Below are 19267 nucleotides of genomic sequence, written 5' to 3'. Positions count from 1 at the left end.
GGACATGGTGGCGCGCAAGCGTAGGGTTCAATGCGGACGGCTGGCCGGGATGGCGCTCGCCGGCACGTCGGTGCTGGTGCTGGCATCGGCGGCGGCTCGGGCCGACGACGCCGTCGCCCTGTCGATCCCGAACGGGCCGCTCGAACCGGCCCTCGTCCGCTTCACCGAGCAGGCCAAGGTCAAGCTCGTCTACGGGACCGACCTGACCCAGGCCCTGACGACGACCGGTCTCGAGGGCAGTTTCCAGCCCCTCGAGGCGCTGGGCCGGCTCCTCGACGGAACGGGCCTGAGCTACCGACGGGTGAGCCCGTCCACCCTCACCCTGGTCAATCCGCGCTACGCCCAGCTCGGGGGCAAGCCCGAGGAGACGGTGCGCCTCGACGAGATCGTCGTCGAGGGCCGCCCGGCGGGCGGGTCCGCGGCTGCGGGCGACGGGGGGCGGGGCCTGCCGCCGCCGACCGGGACGGTGGGGCAGCCCCCGCCGCCCTTCGCCGGCGGCCAGGTCGCCACCGGCGCCCGGCTCGGCCTTCTCGGCAACCGCTCGGTCCTGACCACGCCGTTCAACGTCACCGGCTACACCGAGAAGCTGATCCAGGACCAGCAGTCGCGCTCGCTCGCCGACGTGGTTCTGAACGATTCCTCGGTGCGCAACGACGCGCCGCCCTTCAGCGAGCGCGACTCGTTCTTCATCCGCGGCTTCTCGGTCGTGAACCTCGACGTAGGCTTCGACGGCCTGTTCTACCTCGCCAATCCGCGGCGGGTGTTCACGGAGGGCGTGGAGCGGGTCGAGATCCTGAAAGGTCCGTCCGCCTTCCTCAATGGCGGCACCGGCCGCGTCGGCGGCACGATCAACCTCATCCCCAAGCGGGCCTATGACGAGCCGCTGACCCGCCTCACCACGACCTACCTCAGCGATTCGCAGGTCTGGACCCACGCCGATCTCGGCCGCCGCTTCGGCCCGTCGAAGGAGTGGGGCGTGCGCACCAACCTCTCCTACCGCAACGGCAGCACGCCGCTCGACAAGAACGCCATCGAGGTCGGCGTTGCGACGCTGGGCCTCGATTACCGCGGCGAGCGCCTGCGCGCCTCGCTCGACCTCGTCCATAACAGCCAGAACATCACGGCGCCGACCTCGCTCTTCAACTCGGTCTCGCCGAACATCCCGATCCCGCGGGCGCCGAACAACCGCCTCAACACGTCGAGCTCGCTCGAATACATCGACACCCGCCAGAACATGGCGGCGGGCCGGGTCGAGTACGACATCCTGCCCGACACGACGATCTACGCGGCCGGCGGCGTGAGCCGCTACAACGAGGACTTCCTCACCTCGTTCTACCAGGTGACGAGCCTGACCGGCCAGGCGACCAACACCCTCTCGATCCAGCCGCAGGAGATCCAGGGGCTCACCGGCGAGGTCGGCCTGCGCACGAAGTTCCAGACCGGCATGCTCGGCCACTACCTCACCGTCTCGGCGGTCGAGGCGAACAACCGGAACTACCGCGGCGGCTTCGTCCAGCCGGCCCTGCCGGCCCCCTTCCAGACCAATATCTACGATCCGATCCACCTGGCGCGCGGCTCGGTGAACACCCGGCTGCTGCCGCGCTCCGACAACCGGCCGCTGTTCACGGAGTTGAGCGCCCGCAGCGTCGGCATCGCCGACACCCTGTCGCTCGGCGAGGACCGCTTCCTCCTGACCTTGGGCGGCCGGTTCCAGGAGATCGACCAGCAGAGCTACAACATCACCCTCGGCCCGAGCCTGGGCAACCAGACCTCGAACTACCAGCGCGGCCGGTTCAGCCCGGCCATCGCGGCGGTGTTCCGCCCGACCGACAACCTGTCGTTCTACGGCAACTACATCGAGGCGCTGGAGCCCACGGCGACCGCACCGGTCGCGGCGATCAACGCCAACGAGGTCTTCCCGCCCGCGGTCAGCCGGCAGCAGGAGATCGGCGCCAAGTACGATTTCGGCACCTTCGCGGTCACGGCGTCGCTGTTCGAGATCGAGCAGCCGAACGCCTTCACCGACCCTGCCACGCGACGCTTCTCGGTCAGCGGCCTGCAGCGCAACCGCGGCGCCGAACTCTCGGTGTTCGGCGAGCCGCTCCCGGGGGTGCGGCTGCTGGGCGGCGTCACCTTCCTCGACGGGCGGCTCGTCAACATCGCGAACCGCCAGTTCAACGGCAACGTCGCCCCCGGCGTGCCGGACGTGGCGTTCAACCTCTACGGCGAGGTCGACCTGCCGCCGTGGCTCGCCCCCGGCCTGACGCTGACCGGGCGGGCCATCTACACCAGCGGCCAGTTCTACAACCAGGCCAACACGCAGCGGGTGCCCGACTGGACGCGCTTCGATGCCGGCCTGCGCTACACCTTCGAGGGCGCCTCCGGGAAGCCCGTCACGGTGCGGGCCATCGTCGAGAACGTGTTCGACAATTCCTACTGGGCCTCGGCCGCCCGCGGCTTCCTGGCGGTGGGTGCGCCGCGCACGGTCATCGTCTCGGCGACGGTGGATTTCTGAGTGAGGTAGCAGGGGGGAGCGGCCCGGAACCGGTCCTCTCCCCTTCCGCGCGATGATGCCCGCACTCCGCTGAGCATTCGATCCACGACATCCTGAATGAGCGCTCGATTTTTCGAGTTTTTTGTTTTCAAAATAGTTCAAATCTGTACGTCTATGCACGCAATATCGGCATATTTTCTTGACTCGCGCCTGTCGTGCGAGCGATAGACCACGTCACGAAGCGAGCTCGACGCGATCCCGTGCATCCGAGTGGGCGACCCGGCTCCGCCGGGCGCTGAGCGTCGGCCGCCCCTGCGCAGACAGAAATTCCCCCAACCGGAGGCCGGAGCGAGGCTTGGTCGACATGCCGCAACCGTCTGAAGCCGTCGCCGAGGCGGCGGCGTTCCGCAGCTTCGCCAACGGCTACCTGCGCGAGATCGATCCCGGCATCCCGGTGCGCCACGCGCTGCCCGACGGGCCGCCCGCCTCGTGCGTCGAGTGGCAGCTGCGCGACCAGCGCGTCGCAATCCGGGCCGAGATCGTCGCGCCCTCGCTCTGCGGCGCGCTGGGCTTCGGCCGGCTCTGGACCCGCCACCTGCACGAGCCGCGCTGGCGCCCGGTCGCGCCGATGCGGGCGCTGCAGGATCTGCTCGGCGAGGCCTATGCGCGCTGCGACGAGGCCGGCGGCACCAAGGCCCGCGCGCGCGAACTGGAACTGCTGGGGCGGGTGCTCGACAGCTACCGTGAGACCGCCCGCCAGCTCGACCTGGCCGCCCGAGCTCCTGACGAGGCCGAGGATTTCATTGCGGCCGAGCGCGCGCTCGTCTTCGGCCACTGGCTGCACCCGACGCCGAAGAGCCGCCAGGGCCTCACCCCCTGGCAGGCCCGCGCCTACGCGCCCGAGGAGGGCGGGACGTTCCGCCTCGCGGTCTTCGCCGCCGATGCCGCCCGGGTGCGCCACGATTCGGCGGTGGGCCGCTCCGCCCCGGAGATCGCCCGCGACCTCCTCGGGGCGGATGCCGGGCACCTGCCCCTGCGGCCCGGCGAGATCGCCCTGCCGATGCACCCGCTCCAGGCCGAGGCGCTGCTGCTGACGCCGGCCGTCGCCGCGCTGGTGGAGGCGGGCCACTTGCGGCCGCTCGGCGCCTTCGGCCCGCGTTTCACCGCGACCTCGTCGCTGCGCACGGTCTACGCGCCGGACAGCGCCTGGATGGCGAAGTTCTCGCTGCCCGTCACCCTCACCAACTCGCTGCGGGTGAACCGGAAGGCCGAGTTGGAGGCCGGGGTCGCGGTGGCGCGGCTGCTGGCGCGGAGCGGATGTGCCGAGCATCCCGCGTTCCGGATCATCGCCGACCCGGCCTGGATGACGCTGGACCTGCCCGGCCATCCCGAGAGCGGCTTCGAGATGGTGTATCGCGAAAACCCGTTCCGGGACGGGGCGGAAAGCGGCGTCGCGACCGTCGCGGCGCTGACCGCCGAGCCGGTGCCGGGCCGTCCCTCGCGGCTCGCGACCCTGCTGCGCCGGGTCGGCGGCACGGACCTCGCTCAAGCCGATCTCTCTCATGCCGGCCGGACCTGGTTCAGCCTCTACCTCGACTGCATGCTGGAGCCGGTCGTCGCCCTCTACGACCGGCACGGCATCGCGCTGGAGGCCCACCAGCAGAACGCGCTCCTCGACGTCGCCGCGGGTTGGCCGCGCCGGGGCTTCTACCGCGACAACCAGGGCTTCTACCTGTCGGAGGACGCCCGCCCGCGGATCACACGCCTGGTGCCTGAGACCGGCACCATCCCGTCGCTCTTCTTCGACGACGGCGAGATCCGCCGGCGCCTCGCCTACTACCTCGTGGTGAACCAGGTCTTCTCCGTGGTGGCCCGGATGGGCCATGACGGGATCGTCCGGGAGGAGGTGCTGCTCGACGACCTCGCCCGCCGGCTGGAGACGATCGCCCGGCGCATGACGGGTCCGGGCCGGGCCTTCGCCCGCTCGGTTCTCGACGGGCCGACCCTCTGCACCAAGGCCAACCTGCGCGTACGCCTCGCCGACCGCGACGAGCTGGCCTCGGCCGACGGCGCCGGTACCTATATCGACATGCCGAACCCGCTCCGGCATCGGGCGCGGCAGGGCGCGTCCGGCCGTGTCCTGGCGTCCTGACATGCTCGAATCACCGGACGACCGCGTGCTGCGGCAGCTCGCGGAGGCGATCCTGTTCGAGGGCCTGAGCGAGACCCCAGCGGAGGCCGTGCCCGGCGATGGCTCGCTGCACTGGCGCCTCGGCGGGCGGCGCTTCCGTGCCCCCGGGACTCTCGGGCCCTTCGGCCGTCCCCGCCTCGCCGGCCCGGTCGAGATCGCGGCCGAGGGCGGGTGGCGGGCGGCCCGGCTCGCCGACCTGATCGAGGCCCTGCCGGCCGCCCCGGAGCCCCGCGAGCGCCTGCTCGCGGAACTCCGGCAGACGGTCGCGCTGTGCCGCTGGAACGCCGCGACCCTGCCCGCGCGGGAGCGCCGCGGCCTGCCCTTCGCGGCGCTCGATAGCGCCCTGGGGGAAGGCCACCCCTATCATCCCTGCTTCAAGGCCCGCACCGGCTTCAGCCTCGACGACCACGCCGCGTACGGGCCGGAGGCCGGGCAGGCCTTCCGCCTCGCCTGGCTCGCCCTGCCGCGGGGCTTGGTGCAATCCTCCCTGCCGGGCGACGAGGACGCGTTCTGGCGCGCCACGCTCGGGCCGGACTGGGACGGGCTGGCGGAGCGCCTGCGCGCGGCCGGCCATTCCCCCGCCTCGCACGCGCTCGTCCCGGTCCATCCCTGGCAGATGCGCCACCTCGCCGGAGAGGAGCCCTGGCGCTCCCGGCTGGCGGAGGGCACCGTCGTCGCGCTCGGATCGGCCGGGCCGCGCTACCGGGCGAGCCAGTCCCTGCGCACGCTGCACGCCTGCGACGACCCGCGCGCCCCGAGCGTGAAACTGTCCCTGAGCGTCGTCAGCACGTCGAGCCTGCGGATCCTCGATCCCGCCTTCGTCCTGACCGCGCCGGCCCTCTCGGACTGGCTCGCCCGGATCGTCGCCGGTGACCCGTACCTCTCCGGGATGACGATTCTGCGCGAATACGCCGCCCTGATCGCCGACCGGGACGGCCGGCTCGCAGCGATCTGGCGCGAGAGCCCGGTCCTGGCGCCCGGTGAGGCCGCCGTGCCGCTCAACGCGCTCTCGGCTGCCGAGCCGGACGGCCGCAGCTTCGTGGCGCCCTGGCTCGATCGCTACGGCCTCGCACCCTGGCTCGACCGGCTGGTCGAGGTGGCGGTGCTGCCGGTCTGGCACCTCCTGGTGGCGCACGGCGTGGCGCTCGAGGCGCACGGCCAGAACATGATCCTGGTGCACCGCGACGGCTGGCCCGAGCGGGTGATGTGCCGTGATTTCCACGAGAGCGCCGAATACGCGCCGGACTTCCTCCGCGACGTGCCCCCGGTGCCGGATCTCGGCGCCATCGACCCGGCCCATGCCGGGCCGCCGGACGACCGCTTCCACGCCATGCGGGCGGCCGCCACCCTCGCCGAGTTGGTGACCGACAGCCTGTTCGTCTTCAACTTGAGCGAAATTACCCATTGCCTCGCCCGCCGGCACGGGCTCGACGAGGCCGGGTTCTGGAACGGGCTCGGCCGGCGTCTGCGCCGCCACGCCGCCGAGCACGGGCTGACGGACCGGCTCGCCCGGCTGGAGGTGATGGAGCCCCGCCTGCGGGTGGAGGCTCTGCTCGCCCGCAAGCTCGGCTCGGGCGAGGCGCATGGCAGCCACCTCGCGCCCAACGCCCTGTTTCCCTCCTCCCTCCCCCTCCTGCGGACAGGCTCATGATCGAGATCGACGGACGCATCCTCGCGGCGGACGAGATGGAGACGACGCTGGCGCACGTCACCGCCCGCGCCCGCCTGCGGGCCGGCAGCGGCGAGCGGGTCGCGGCGCGGTTTCGCGACACCGCCTCGAGCCTCGCCTTCATCCTGGCCGCCCGCCGGACCGGCGCGACACTGCTGCCGGTCCATCCGGCCCTGCCGGATGACGGCGCCCGGCGGCTCGCCGCCCGCGCCGGCTGCCACCGGGTCTTCCTCGACGACCTCGACGGCGAGAGCCTCGACGACGCCCCGCCCCCGGTGCCGGGCGAAGGCCACCTGCTCCAGATGAGCTCCGGCACGACCGGCGAGCCGAAATGCATCGCCCGCCCCTGGAGCGCGGTCGAGCGCGAGATCGAGAGCTACGTCGCGGCCTTCACCGAGCCGGAGGGAATGACGCCCGTCATCGCCTGCCCGATCACCCATTCCTACGGGCTGATCTGCGGCCTTCTCGTGGGCCTGCGCCGCGGCCGGGCGCCCCTGGTGCTCGATACCGGCAACCCAAAGTACCTGCTGCGCCGCCTGCGCGAGACCGAGCGGCCGCTTCTCTACACGTCGCCCGCCATGCTACACACGCTCGCCCGGCTGATGCCGGAGGGCGAGCGCCTCCACGCGGCGATGACCTCCGGCACGCTGCTGCCCGCGCCCTGGTTCGCCGCCATCCGGGCCCGGGTGGAGCACCTCTTTCAGCAATACGGCTGCTCGGAGGCCGGCTGCATCGCGGTGAACCCCGACCTGCGGCGGGCCGACGCGATCGGCTATCCCCTGCCGCATCACCGCGTTCAGGCGGGCGTGAGCGCCGGCACGCCCGAGGAGATCGTGGTCGCGAGCGGGAGCGCGACGATCCGCACCGGCGACCTCGGCTACCGGATGCCCGACGGCATGCTGATCTTCGTCTCCCGCCGGAGCGATACGATCAACGTCTCGGGCCTCAACGTCTATCCGGGCGAGGTCGAGGACGTGGTGATGGCGATGCCCGGCATCACCGATGTGGTGGCCTTCGCCCGGGCCGATCCCTTCGCGGGCGAGCGGGTGACGCTCCTGTTCAGCGCCGAGGCGCCGGTGCCGCCACGCGCGCTCCAGGATTGGTGCCGCCGCTTCCTCGCCGGGCATCAGGTCCCGGTCGAGGCTTTGCAGGTCGCCGCCATCCCGCGCCAGGCCAACGGCAAGATCTCCCGCCGCGAAGCCGCCGAGCGCTACCGCAGCGGCGCCCTGGAGGCGATGTCGTGATCGCCACCCTGACCCGCGACGACGCGGTCGCGGCCATCTTCACGGTCTTGCGCGACGAGATGCACCACCCGCATCTCGACCTGTTCGGACCGGCGGCGCGGCTCAACGAGGATCTCTACCTCGACTCGGTCCAGGTGCTGCAGCTCGTGCTCTCGCTGGAGATGAGCCTCGGCCTCTCGATCCCCGAGGAGGCGATCGCGCGGAGCGACCTCGCGACGGTTTCCGACCTCGCCGGGCTGCTGGTGCGGGAACCCGCCGCGGAGGCCCCCGTCGCGGCGGCGCCTTCCGAGGGCGTCCACGGGGAATTGGCCTACGATCTGAAGATCCACTGCTTCGTCAGCTGCGTCTGCGACGGGCTGAAGGCGCGCGGGATCGACCACCGCCCGTTCTACGCCCTGATCTGGGACGCCGACTTCGCCATCACCGACGAGTTCCGCCTCGCCTACCACTCGGACGCCCAGGACCACGAGGTCTTCCGCTACTGGTTCGAGCGGCTCTACGGCGTGCCGCTCCACGCCTGGTACGACCCGTCGCGGTCGAAGGACGAGAACGTCGCGACCCTCATCGACCTGCTGGCGCGGCAGCGCCCGGAGGAATGCGTGATGGTGATGCTGGACATGTTCCACCTGCCGGAGCGGGAGAACAAGTTCAACCAGAACCCCTTCCCGCATTACCTGCTGGTGAGCCTTGGCGACGATCCCGAGACCTGGCAGGTGCGCGATCCCGACTTCCGCTGGGAGGGCGGAATCGCGCGGGACCGGATGCTGAACGCAATCCGCCAGCCGAGCGTCGCCGGCGGCTACCGGTTCGATCCCTCGCTCGCCCACCCGCCGTCGGACGCCGATCTCGACGCCTTCTTCGCGGCCTGCTTCGTCCTCGACGCCAACCCGCTGATCGACGCGGTCCGGGCCATCGTGGCGGCCCATGCCGAGGGGCGCGGCGGGCTCACCCTCGCCGCCATCGGCGAGGCGTTGCGCGAATTGCCGGTCATCACCATCCGCAAATGGGCCTACGAGCACGGCTTCGCCTTCTTCTGGCGCGCCCTCGCTTGGCCCGACGCCGAGTTCCAGCGGATCTGCGACGAGATTGAGGCCCTGGTGAACGGCCTCACCGCCCTGCACTATGCCGTGCTCAAGCTCGCCCGGTCGGCCGACCCGGCGCAGGTCGCCGGGGTGATGGCCCGCCTCGACGCGCTCGACGCGGCCGAGTTCGCGCTCAAGCACCGGCTGTCCGAGGCCTACCAGGCCTGGCGGACGGCCCGCCTCTGCGACCATCGCAGCCTCGTCGATGAAGGATGCCTCCCATGATCCAGTCCCGCGCCGTCGTCGGCACCGCCCATGCGAGCCGCTACCTGCAGCAGCTTGCCAAGCACTGGTCGCACCGGTTCGAGACCGAGTTCGACACCGATAAAGCTCGGATCGCCCTACCGCTGGGCGAAGCCCGGCTCGCCGCCGATGCCGAGGCCCTGACGATCGACCTCTCGGTGACCGATCCGGCCACGCTGCCCGACTTCCACGCGGTGATCGTGCGCCACCTAGAGCGCTTCGCCTTCCGCGAGACGCTGCGGATCGACTGGGCGTGACGGCATGACGGCGACCCTGGACGTGACCGTGCGGGCGATGCGCGAGGCGGACATGCCGGACCTCTTCGCGCTGTACAACCAGCCCGCCTTCCGCGCCGGCACGCTGGCCCTGCCCTACGAATCCCTCGAGGCGGTCAAGGCCTGGGCGACGCCGCGCTCGCCGCGGGACCTGCACCTGGTGGCGGAGGCGGACGGCCGCGCGGTCGGCGCCGCGGCCCTGCGGCCGTTCTACGGCCGGCGCGCCCACGCGGCGGAGTTCTGGCTCGGCGTGAACGAGGATTATGCCGGGCGCGGCATCGGCTCGCGGCTGCTGGCCGCGATCATCGACACCGCCGAGAACTGGCTCAACGTCACCCGGATCGAGATGACGGTCTTCGTCGACAATTCCCGGGCGATCGCGCTCTACGAGCGGTTCGGCTTCGAGATCGAGGGCACCCACCGGGCCGCCAGTTTTCGGAACGGGGCGTTCGTGGACGTGCACTGCATGGCGCGGCTGCGGCCGGGGGGTGTGCGGTGAGAGGCGAACCTCGGTTGGTCAATCACTCCGACGGTCCTGACACCCACCGAGTCATTCCGGGGCCGCGCAGCGGAGCCCGGAATCCAGACACTCAGGTTGTTCAGAGTAGGGCGGCACGCGTCCCGCCTCGTTCTGCATCACCTGCGGTTCTGGATTCCGGGCTCCGCTGCGCGGCCCCGGAATGACCTTGTGGGAGGCAGATCCAGCAGAGAACTAAAGCAAATCTTCGAGAGGACACCCACCTTGCCGTCGCTCAAGACGACCCGGCGCCACCTCGCGGCCCTTTTCATGTCCCTGCTCCTCGCAGCTCCGCTGGCCGCCCCCGCGGCCGCCGAGATCGTGGTGCAGCACGCCCGCGGCCAGACCACCCTGCCGGCCACGCCCAAAAAGATCGTCGTGTTCGACCTCGCCGCCCTCGACACCCTCGACGCGCTCGGAATCCCGGTCTTCGGCGTCCCGGCCGGGGCGAAACCGCCCTCCCTCGCGCAGTACAACCAGCCGCGCTACCGCCCGATGGGCACGCTGTGGGAGCCCGACTACGAGGCGATCAACGCGGCCGAGCCCGACCTGGTCGTCGTCGGCGGCCGCTCGGGGCCGCGCTACGACGCGCTGGCGAAGATGGCGCCGACCATCGATCTCTCGAGCGACGCCGCCGATCCCCTCGGCAGCGAATTGCGCAACATCCGCTCGCTCGCCCGCCTGTTCGGCAAGGAGGCGGAGGCCGAGGCGCGGATCGGCCGGATCCAGGCCGGCATCGCGGCGATCCACGCCAGGGCCCCGCAGGCCGGCACGGCCTTGTTCGTTCTCTCGACCGGCGGGCGGCTCAGCGCCTTCGGGCCGGGCTCGCGCTTCGGCCTGATCCACGGCGCCTTCGGCTTCCGGCCGGCCGCGGCCGATCTCGGGGCCGGCATCCACGGCCAGCCGATCGCGTTCGAGTTCATCGCCAGGACGGACCCGGACTGGCTGTTCGTGCTCGACCGGGACGCGGCGATCGGGGTGCGCGGCCAGCCGGCGCGCCAGCTCCTCGACAACGAACTGGTGCGGCAGACGAGCGCCTGGCGCAAAGGGCAGGTCGTGTCCGTCGATGCCGGCAGCTGGTACCTCGCCGCCGGGGGCCTGCGGGCGCTCCAGACCATGGTCGACCAGATCGCCGCCGCCCTCGACGGCCGGCGCTGAGCATGACCCCATCTCCCCTGCGCAAGGCCCTCCTCGCCGGCCTCGCGCTCCTCGCGCTGGCCGCCGCCAGCCTCCTCGTCGGCGTCGGCGATGCGGGCGCGCCGGACATCCTGCTGGCGAGCCGGGTGCCGCGCACCCTCGCGCTGGTCCTCGCCGGGGCCGGCATGGCGGTGGCGGGGGTCATCATGCAGCTCGTGGCGCAGAACCGCTTCGTCGAGCCCTCCACCGCGGGCACCGCCGAATCGGCGACGCTCGGCATGCTGCTCGTCACGCTGCTCGCCCCCGACGCGCCGGTGGTGGTGAAGATGCTGGCGGCGACCGCGAGCGCGCTCGCCGGCACCATTTTGTTCCTGCGGGTGCTGCGCGCCATGCCCCTGCGCGACCGGCTGACGGTGCCGCTCGTCGGGATCATGCTGGGGGGCGTGGTCGGGTCGGCCTCGACTTTCATCGCCTACCGCACCGACATGCTGCAATTCCTCGGCACCTGGCAGGCGGGCGACTTCTCGACCGTTCTGCGCGGGCGCTACGAACTGCTCTGGCTCGCGGCCATCCTCACCCTCGTCGCCTACGGGCTCGCCGACCGCATCACCATCGCGGGCCTCGGCCGCGACGCCGCGATCAATCTCGGGCTCGACCACCGCCGCGCCGTCGCGGGCGCCATCGCCATCGTGGCGACCATCACCGCCGTCACGATCGCCACGGTGGGGGCGATCCCGTTCCTCGGCCTCGTGGTGCCGAACCTCGTCGCCATGGCGGCGGGCGACAACCTGCGCCGGTCCCTGCCGCTGGTCGCGGCCTCCGGCGCTGGGCTGCTGCTGCTCTGCGACGTGCTCGGGCGGGTGGTGCGCTATCCCTACGAGATCCCGGTCGGCACGGTGATGGGGGTCGTCGGCAGCGCCCTCTTCCTCGTCCTGCTGCTGCGCCGGGATTCCCGCCATGCGTAGCCCCGCGCAGGCGCGGATCCGGCCTGCATGGATACGCCCGGCCCAGATCCGTCCAGCCAATGTGCTGGCGCTCCTCGCCCTCGCGGCCCTCGGGCTGGCGATCGCCTTCATGACCCTCGGGGCCAACGGCCGCTGGGGCTTCGTGCTGCCGTTCCGCGGCACCAAGCTCGCCTCGCTGCTGCTCGTCGCCGGCGCCGTCGCCACCGCGACCGTGCTGTTCCAGACCGTGTCGGGCAATCGCATCCTGACGCCGGCGATCATGGGCTTCGACGAGCTCTACCGCCTGATCCAGACCGGGATCGTCGTCGCGGCCGGAACGGGAGGCCTCTTCGATCCGCGGCTGCGCTTCCTCGCCGAGACCGGGGCGATGGTGCTGTTCGCGCTCCTGCTCTACCGCTGGCTCCTGAACCGGAGCGGGGGCGGCCTGCATCGCCTGCTGCTCGTCGGCGTCGTCTGCGGCGTGCTCTTTCGCAGCCTGTCGCAGTTCCTGCAACGCCTGCTCGACCCGAGCCAGTTCGTCGTGCTGCAATCGAGCTTCTTTGCCAACTTCAACGCCGTCCGCCCGGACCTGCTGGCGCTCGCCGCCCTCTTCCTCGTGGCGGCCGGGTTCGCGGCGTGGCGGCTCGCAGGCCGACTCGACGTGCTGCTGCTCGGCCGGGACGAGGCGATCGCGCTCGGCGTCGATTACCGGAAAACCCTCACCCTCGTGCTGGTCCTCGTCGCGATCCTGGTCTCGGTCTCCACGGCGCTCGTCGGGCCGGTGACCTTCCTCGGCCTCCTCGTCGCCAACCTCGCCTACCGGGTGATGCCGAGCTACCGTCACGCGTTCGTGCTGCCGGCCGCCGCGCTGATCGCCGCGATCACGCTCGTCGGCGGCCAGCTCGTGCTGGAGCGGGTCTTCTCGCTCAACGCCGCCCTGTCGATCGTGATCGAGTTCCTGGGCGGCCTCACCCTCCTGGTCCTCCTCGCGAGACGCGCCCGATGATCGAGACGAGAGACCTCACGCGCCGCTACGGCAACACCGTGGTGGTGGACGGCGTCTCGTTGCGCTTGCCCGAGCGCGCCTTCGTCTCGGTAATCGGGGCGAACGGCGCCGGCAAATCGACCTTTCTGTCGATGGTCAGCCGGCTCCTGCCGCCGAGCGCCGGCCGGGCCTTCGTCGACGGGCTCGACGTCGGCACCACCCCCGGCGACGTCCTGGCGCGGCGCCTCGCCATCCTGCGCCAGGAGCACGGCGTCGCCGCGCGGGTGACGATCCGCGACCTCGTCGCCTTCGGGCGCTACCCGCATTCGAAGGGCCGGCTGACGGCCGCCGACCGCGCCCACATCGCCGACGCGCTCGCCTTCCTCGACCTCGAGCCCCTGGCCGACCGCTTCCTCGACGAGGTCTCGGGCGGGCAGCGCCAGCGCGCCTACATCGCCATGGTGCTGGCCCAGGACACCGACTGCATCCTCCTCGACGAGCCCCTGAACAACCTCGACATGCGCCACGCCGCGTCGATGATGGGGCTGCTGCGCCGGGCGGTCGACGAGCGCGGCCGCACCATCGTGGCGGTGCTGCACGACATCAACTTCGCCTCCTGCTACTCGGACACGATCGTGGCGATGCGCGACGGCCGGGTGGTGGCGATGGGCCCGCCGGAGGAGATCGTGACGCCAGGGGTCCTGCGCGCAGTCTACGGGATCGACGTCGAGGTTGTGACGGTGAAGGGCTACCGGACGGTGTTCTTCTACCGCTGAACCGGACGCGATCCTCTGCGGCGCACGCCCGAAGCGAACCGCTGCAGCACGGATTCCATGGCGAGCTTCGCCGTGCCTCTCGGTGGCAGGCCTTCGTCGATCGGCAATGACGAAGGCCTGCTCCGGATTCAGGCCGTCGCCCTCCCGCGTCCGCGCTCGGCAGGCTCGCCCATGGATGCCGCCGCCAGGGCGACCCGGTCCGGCACATCCTCCTCCGAGCCCCACCAGATCGTCTCGCCGCTCGCCATCCGGGCGTAGCGGGCCTGCCCGCGAATCCCGACCTCGACCACCCGTCCGAGGCGTCCCGACTTCCGCCCGACATCCATGCGCCCGACATCCATGGCTGCTGCTCCCGCACTGCATCCGTCAGCGAACGCCGCTCCGGGCATCGGGTTCGAGCGGGGCCGTACGGGATGGTGGCGCGGGGTCCGGCAGGGCTCGCCGACCGATGCGCCCGGTCACCGTCCCGATACTGAGTTTCTGTATGTGCCGGCCCTGCCTGATCGCCCGACAACCGTGCTTCGCAAGCTTAATCCCCATGAGATCGGCCTGACGGGCGAATTTAGCCGCCGATTGTTCGGTCTTGGCGATTGACCCTGGACCGGCGGACGCCCATCACGGGAGCGGTTGGATATTTGGAAGAAAAAATGGACGACGCGGTCTCCCACACCCCTCCGATGATCGAGCTCACGAGCGATATCGTCGGCGCCTACGTCTCGAACAACAACGTTCGCGCTGCAGATCTGCCCGGCCTGATTGCATCGATACACGCAACGCTGGTCAGCCTCGGCCAGCCGGCCGCTCAGCCGGAGGAGGATCATAAGGTCACCGCCGCCCAGATCCGGAAATCCGTGACGCCGGACGCCATCACGAGCTTCCTCGACGGCAAGCCGTACAAGAGCCTGAAGCGGCACCTGACGACGCGCGGCTACACGCCGGACGAGTACCGCCAGAAATTCGGCCTGCCCTTCGACTACCCGATGGTCGCCGCCACCTACGCGGCCCAGCGCTCCGAGCTCGCCAAGAGCCTCGGCCTCGGCCAGATCCGGCGCGAGCGCGCCGCGGCGCGCAAGGCGCAGGCCGAGCCCGCCGCCCCGGCCCGCCGCGGCCGCCCGCGCAAGTCCGAGGCCCCCGAAGGATGAGACACGCGGCGACGCCGCGAGGGCCGTCGGGCCCGGAAGGCGGCGTCGCTCAGGATCCGGCAGGACACGATCCCGGTGTCCTACCTCAGCTTTGCGCCGCGCCCCGCCGGTCACCCCGGATCGCGCTCGAACATCAATCCCGCCTCGCGAAACCCCCCATCGACGTTGAGGGTGTGGCCGTGGATGTAGCGGGCCTCGTCGGAGCACAGGAACACCGCGGCGTCGGCGATCTCCTCCGGCGTGCCGTAGCGGGTCATCGGGATGCGGGCGGCGTAGGCGGCCCGCGTCGCCCGGTCGTGCATCGCCTTGGCGATCTCGGTCTCGATCGCGCCCGGCGCGATATTGTTGACGTTGATGTTGGCCTTAGCGAGTTCCACCGCCATCACCTTGGTGAGCAGCTCGAGCCCCGCCTTGGCCGAGCCGTAGGCCGCGCGCCCGTTGCCGCCGCGCTGGCCCGACAGCGAGGCGATGTTGACGATCTTGCCGCCGCCGACCCGCACCATCTCGCGGGCGCAGGCCTGCGCCACCATGAAGGCGCCCGTCAGGTTGACGCCGATGATGCGGTTCCACTCGGCGAGGCTGGTCTCCAGGAACGGCGTGTTGGCGCCGATCCCCGCATTGTTGACCAGGATGTCGACGCGGCCGTGGGCGGCGAGGATCGCCGCCATCATCGCGGCGACGGAATCCGGGTCGGCGACGTCGACGGCGACGGGCATCGCCGCCTCGCCCAGGCGGGCAGCAGCGTCCGCCGCGCCCGCTCCGTTCAGGTCGGCGACGACGACGCTCGCGCCCTCGCGCACGAAGGCGGTCGCGACGGCGAAGCCGATGCCCCGCGCAGCCCCGGTCACGAGGGCGACCTTGCCGGCCAGCCGCTGGGTCATGTCCATCTCCTCACGCGGGATCACGGCCGCCCTGCCGGACGGCGGAAAAGAAGTCGGGCCGGCCGACCTGGCCGCCCTTGAGCGCCAGTTCGAGCCCGTCGAGGGGCGTGTCGGCGCCGTGGGCGCGGCAGAGCGGCGAGCCGGGATCGAGGGGGGCGAGCGCGGTCAGCGCGTCGATCCCGAGTTGCAACGCGGCGTGGCCCGACGTGTCGCCGCCGGCGATCACCGCCCGGGTCAGGCCGGCGCCGAGCACGATCTCGCGCAAGGCGCGTCCGAGCCCGGCCCCGAGCCGCTCGCTCGCCAGGACCGGATCGAGACCCGCCACCGCCACCGCCTCGCGCAAGGCTGCCACGGCCGGATCGTCCGGGCCGGTAGCGCTGTAGACCAGGGGAGCGCGGCCCTCGCTGAGCGCGCGTCGCGCCGCCTCGACCGCCCGGCCGATCTCCTGCGCGAAGGCGTTGTCATCGACCAGACGTCGCGCGTCGAGCCGGATGCCGGAAAAGCTGTGGTCGAAGGCGTGGGCAATCTGGCCGGCCGTCGCCGGCGAGACCGAGCCGGACACCACCGCGATCCGCTCGACGGGGGCGCAGCGGGAGGCCGGCGGCTCCGGCGGCAGCAGGCCGGCGGCGCGCCAATGGGCGACGAGGGCGGCCTCGACCCCTTGCGAGCCGACGGCGAAGACGGGACGGCCGCCGCGCTCCCAGATCAGCCTGCCCGCCTCGGCCAGGGTCTCGGGGTCGAGCACGTCGAGGGAGACGATTTTTGCGCCATCGGCCACCGCCCGGTCGAGGGCCGCGTCGCCCTCGCCCCGCTTCATCGCCACGAAGTCGACGAGGCCGACCGGAAGCGCCGTCTGGCGGGCGAGGTGGCGGCCGAGATCGGCCTCGTCCATCGGCGTGACCGGGTGGCGGGCCATGGTCGGGTGGCGGTCGAGGCGGTGGCCCCGGCCGTGGGCCATCGCGAACAGGTGGCCGAAGCTCTGGTAACGGCCCATCCCCGGATCGGCGACGACCATCGGGGTCCAGCTGTTCGAGAAGATCTCGCGGCCGATCTCGGCGGCCCGGCCGATCGAGCCGACCTGCGGCGCCGAATCGAAGGTCGAGCAGACCTTGTAATGCGCGACCGGAGCCTGGAGCGCAGCGAGGAGCCGGAAGGCGGGGGGCAGTTCCCGGTCCATCCAGGCCGGCGGCTGCGAGCGCGCCACCCCGGCGATGCCGATGGCACGCGCCCCCGCGAACGCCTTCAGGCGCGCCTCGCTCGGGATCGAGAGGAACAGCACGGTCTCAAGCCCGGCGAAGGCCAGCACCTCCATCGCCGCCGAGGAGCCGGTGAAGTCGTCGCCGTAGAACGCGACGAGGGGGCCGTCGGGGAGCGGGCGCGGGCTCACGCGGCGCCCTCCAGTGCCTGGGCCAGGGCCGGATGGGTGCGGGCGTGGTCGGCCAGCGGAATCCCCGCCACCGCCGCCTTCCAGGCCTGCCGCAGGGCCGCCACCCCCTCGCCTGGGCCCCCCGGATGGGCGACGATGCCGCCGCCGGCCGTGACGATGAGATCGGTCGAGCCGAGGGCCGCGAAGGTGCCGGGCGCCTGCCGCACCGTCTGGCCCGAGGAGAAGACCGGCATGGCGAGGCACGGTTTGTCGGGAAACAGCGGGGTCAGGCAGGTGCGGGCCGAGGCGACGACGCTGTCGTCGTCCTCCGAGAACTTGTTGTCGAGGCCGTTGACGTGCATGTGGTCGGCGCCGGCGAGCCGCCAGATCTTCTGCCAGGCGACGTAGGACCAGCCGAGCATGGGATGGCGGGTGAGGTAGCCCCAGCCGTTGCGGTGGGCGTGGATCGGCAATTCACTCATCCGCGCCAATTCGATCATCCCGACGAGACCGACCGAGTTGAGGCTCGCCATCACGCAGGTGCCGCCGAGATCGCGCACCAAGTCGTGGCGCCGGCGCATCTGGTCGATCTCGCCGGTGAGGTTGAAGGCGACCATCACCTTCCTGCCCGTCCGCTCGGCGTGGTCGTTGACGACGCGCATCACCGCCCGCGCCCGGTCGTCGAACGGGCAATGCGGCCCGTCGGCTTGCAATTCGTCGTCCTTGATGAAGTCGATCCCGCCTTCGCACAGGGTGCGGACCAGGGCCGCGGTCTCCTCGGGCCCGAAGCCGACGCTCGGCTTGATGATGGTGCCGATGATCGGCCGCCCCTCGACGCCCGCGAGACGGCGGGTGCCGTCGATCCCGAAGCGCGGGCCCGGATAGGCGTCGGCGAAGGCCTGCGGCAACCGGATGTCGAGGAGGCGCAGGCCCGTGATCGGGCGCAGCTCGAACAGGTTGCCGGCGACGGTGGCGAGCAGGTTGGGCAGCGAGGGGCCGAGATTCTCGATCGGCCAGGACAGGGTGACCCGGGCGCGCCGCAGGCGTGCCGGATCGACCGCGGCGGTGGTCGGCAGCGACGGGGCCGCGACGGCCTCGTCCAGCACCTCCAGGCGCTCGACCCGGGCGGCGGAGCGGGCCTTCAGCTCCGGCGTCTCGCCCGGCACCGGCACGAAGGTGCCGCTCGATTGCTCGCCGGCCATCGTCTCCGCCACCTTGCGCGGATCGCTCGCGGTCTCGAGCAGGTAATCGGCCTCGATCCGGATCGGGGGCGCGGCGGGACGCTGACTCATTCACTCGGCTCCGGAGGATCGCGGCGCTACCGCGGGTGGCGGAGCCTAGCGAAGCTCCGAAGGTGCGAGAACTTGAGTTCGGCGCAGCGACCTGTGAGAAAAACTCCCAAGTCGCGGTGGAGCCCGGATGCCGAAATCACGCCTGCCCCTCAACGCGCTGCGCGCCTTCGAGGCCGCCTCCCGCCTCGGCAGCATGAGCGCCGCGGCTCTGGAGCTCGGCGTCACCCACGGGGCGGTGAGCCGGCAGGTGCGGACGCTCGAGGCGCAGCTCGGCCTGCCGCTTCTCGACCGCGGCGCACGCGCCGTCGCGCCGACGCCGGAGGGCGCGCAGCTCGCCGCCGAGCTGGCCGAGAGCTTCGAGCGGATGCAGGCCGCCGTGGCGCGGGTGCGACCCGGCCCCTTGACCCTGTCCTCCTCGGCGACCGTGATGATGCGCTGGCTGCTGCCGCGGCTGGAGCGGTTCAAGCGGGCCCATCCGTCGATCGAGCTGCGGCTGACCGTCAGCTACGGCGAGGTCGACTTCATCCGCGACGAGATCGGCGTCGCGATCCGCAACAGCATGGTCCGCGCGCCGGCTAGCGCGCTGGCCGAGACCCTGATCCGCGAGGAGATCGGGCCTGTCTGCCACCCCGATTACGCCCTGCGGGTGTTGGTCGACGGGCCGGACGCGCTCGCGGTGCGGGCCCGCATCCTCGGCACCGCGACGCGGCCGGAGGGCTGGAGCGAGTGGGCTCGGGCGATCGGGCGGGCGGATCTCGGATTCGCGCCCGACGAGGTGTTCGGGCATTTCTACCTGGTGATCCAGGCCGCGGCCTGCGGCCTCGGCTTCGCGCTGGCGCCGCGCCTCCTGGTCGAGGACGAGATCGCCGCCGGCCACCTCGTCGCGCCCCTGGGCTTCGTGCCCGGACCGCACGAGATGCAGCTCTGGACCGCCGCGCATCTGCGCCACCGGCCCGACCTGCGCCTCGTGGCGGAATGGCTGCGGCGCGAGATGGCCGGGACGCCTTGAACCAAGCGGGACGGGAGCGA

17 protein-coding genes are annotated in these 19267 nt (G+C 71.7%); 13 read left to right on the top strand and 4 right to left on the bottom strand.

From position 1 onward, the window contains the following. Positions 1-40: 40 nt before the first annotated feature. The 11 genes from ABZT49_RS16515 to ABZT49_RS16465 all read left to right on the top strand — a co-directional run bounded on the left by ABZT49_RS16515 (position 41) and on the right by ABZT49_RS16465 (position 13557). The gene (locus tag ABZT49_RS16515; protein WP_355287220.1) at positions 41-2515 is read left to right on the top strand and encodes a TonB-dependent receptor; all 2475 of its coding nucleotides are present in this window, start codon (positions 41-43) and stop codon (positions 2513-2515) included. A gap of 343 nt (positions 2516-2858) precedes the next feature. Next, entirely contained in the window at positions 2859-4646 is a 1788-nt protein-coding gene (locus ABZT49_RS16510; protein WP_355287179.1) for an IucA/IucC family protein, read from the top strand. Between the two features lies 1 nt (position 4647). Continuing rightward, on the top strand, positions 4648-6336 hold the full coding sequence (locus tag ABZT49_RS16505; RefSeq protein ID WP_355287177.1) for an IucA/IucC family protein: 1689 nt from the start codon (positions 4648-4650) through the stop codon (positions 6334-6336). Then, positions 6333-7598, top strand: a complete 1266-nt coding sequence (locus ABZT49_RS16500) for an AMP-binding protein (RefSeq protein ID WP_355287175.1) — start codon at positions 6333-6335, stop codon at positions 7596-7598. The genes ABZT49_RS16505 and ABZT49_RS16500 overlap by 4 nt, the downstream gene beginning before the upstream one ends. A gap of 59 nt (positions 7599-7657) precedes the next feature. Continuing rightward, complete coding sequence (locus ABZT49_RS16495; protein ID WP_407943519.1) at positions 7658-8905, top strand: DUF6005 family protein; 1248 nt, start codon at positions 7658-7660, stop codon at positions 8903-8905. Further along, a complete protein-coding gene (locus ABZT49_RS16490; RefSeq protein WP_355287173.1) occupies positions 8902-9180 on the top strand; it encodes a DUF2218 domain-containing protein in 279 nt (92 codons plus the stop codon). The genes ABZT49_RS16495 and ABZT49_RS16490 overlap by 4 nt, the downstream gene beginning before the upstream one ends. Before the next feature lie 4 nt (positions 9181-9184). Next, positions 9185-9697, top strand: a complete 513-nt coding sequence (locus ABZT49_RS16485) for a GNAT family N-acetyltransferase (RefSeq protein WP_355287171.1) — start codon at positions 9185-9187, stop codon at positions 9695-9697. A 288-nt stretch (positions 9698-9985) separates the two neighbouring features. Further along, positions 9986-10873, top strand: coding sequence for a siderophore ABC transporter substrate-binding protein (locus ABZT49_RS16480; protein ID WP_355287216.1), 888 nt, complete (start codon positions 9986-9988; stop codon positions 10871-10873). A 2-nt stretch (positions 10874-10875) separates the two neighbouring features. Next, entirely contained in the window at positions 10876-11817 is a 942-nt protein-coding gene (locus ABZT49_RS16475; protein WP_355287169.1) for an iron chelate uptake ABC transporter family permease subunit, read from the top strand. Further along, positions 11810-12802, top strand: coding sequence for an iron chelate uptake ABC transporter family permease subunit (locus ABZT49_RS16470; protein WP_407943518.1), 993 nt, complete (start codon positions 11810-11812; stop codon positions 12800-12802). Before ABZT49_RS16475 ends, ABZT49_RS16470 begins: the two co-directional genes overlap by 8 nt. After that, a complete protein-coding gene (locus ABZT49_RS16465) occupies positions 12799-13557 on the top strand; it encodes an ATP-binding cassette domain-containing protein (RefSeq protein ID WP_355287167.1) in 759 nt (252 codons plus the stop codon). The genes ABZT49_RS16470 and ABZT49_RS16465 overlap by 4 nt, the downstream gene beginning before the upstream one ends. Before the next feature lie 128 nt (positions 13558-13685). On the opposite strand, the gene ABZT49_RS16460 is transcribed toward ABZT49_RS16465, so the two are convergent. Continuing rightward, on the bottom strand, positions 13686-13898 hold the full coding sequence (locus tag ABZT49_RS16460) for a hypothetical protein (protein WP_355287165.1): 213 nt from the start codon (positions 13896-13898) through the stop codon (positions 13686-13688). Positions 13899-14204: 306 nt separating this feature from the next. Here ABZT49_RS16460 and ABZT49_RS16455 point away from each other — a divergent pair, with 306 nt between their 5' ends. After that, complete coding sequence (locus tag ABZT49_RS16455) at positions 14205-14699, top strand: MucR family transcriptional regulator (protein WP_355287163.1); 495 nt, start codon at positions 14205-14207, stop codon at positions 14697-14699. Positions 14700-14809: 110 nt separating this feature from the next. Here ABZT49_RS16455 and ABZT49_RS16450 read toward each other — a convergent pair whose 3' ends face one another. Genes ABZT49_RS16450 through ABZT49_RS16440 form a run of 3 tightly spaced genes read right to left on the bottom strand, consistent with a single transcriptional unit; the run spans position 14810 to position 18238 of the window. Continuing rightward, the gene (locus ABZT49_RS16450; protein ID WP_355287162.1) at positions 14810-15580 is read right to left on the bottom strand and encodes an SDR family oxidoreductase; all 771 of its coding nucleotides are present in this window, start codon (positions 15578-15580) and stop codon (positions 14810-14812) included. A 10-nt stretch (positions 15581-15590) separates the two neighbouring features. Continuing rightward, positions 15591-16967, bottom strand: coding sequence for a four-carbon acid sugar kinase family protein (locus tag ABZT49_RS16445; RefSeq protein WP_355287160.1), 1377 nt, complete (start codon positions 16965-16967; stop codon positions 15591-15593). Continuing rightward, the gene (locus tag ABZT49_RS16440; RefSeq protein WP_355287158.1) at positions 16964-18238 is read right to left on the bottom strand and encodes a ribulose-bisphosphate carboxylase large subunit family protein; all 1275 of its coding nucleotides are present in this window, start codon (positions 18236-18238) and stop codon (positions 16964-16966) included. Before ABZT49_RS16440 ends, ABZT49_RS16445 begins: the two co-directional genes overlap by 4 nt. Before the next feature lie 127 nt (positions 18239-18365). Between ABZT49_RS16440 and ABZT49_RS16435 the strand changes: the two genes are divergently transcribed. Beyond that, positions 18366-19247: a LysR substrate-binding domain-containing protein gene (locus tag ABZT49_RS16435; protein ID WP_355287156.1), complete on the top strand. Its 882-nt coding sequence runs from the start codon at positions 18366-18368 to the stop codon at positions 19245-19247. Positions 19248-19267: the final 20 nt, after the last annotated feature.

This window comes from Methylobacterium sp. EM32 (genome assembly GCF_040593685.1).
Lineage (GTDB): Bacteria > Pseudomonadota > Alphaproteobacteria > Rhizobiales > Beijerinckiaceae > Methylobacterium.
The sequence above is the reverse complement of the archived record's forward strand: the minus strand, read 5'-3'. Positions and strand labels throughout refer to the sequence as shown.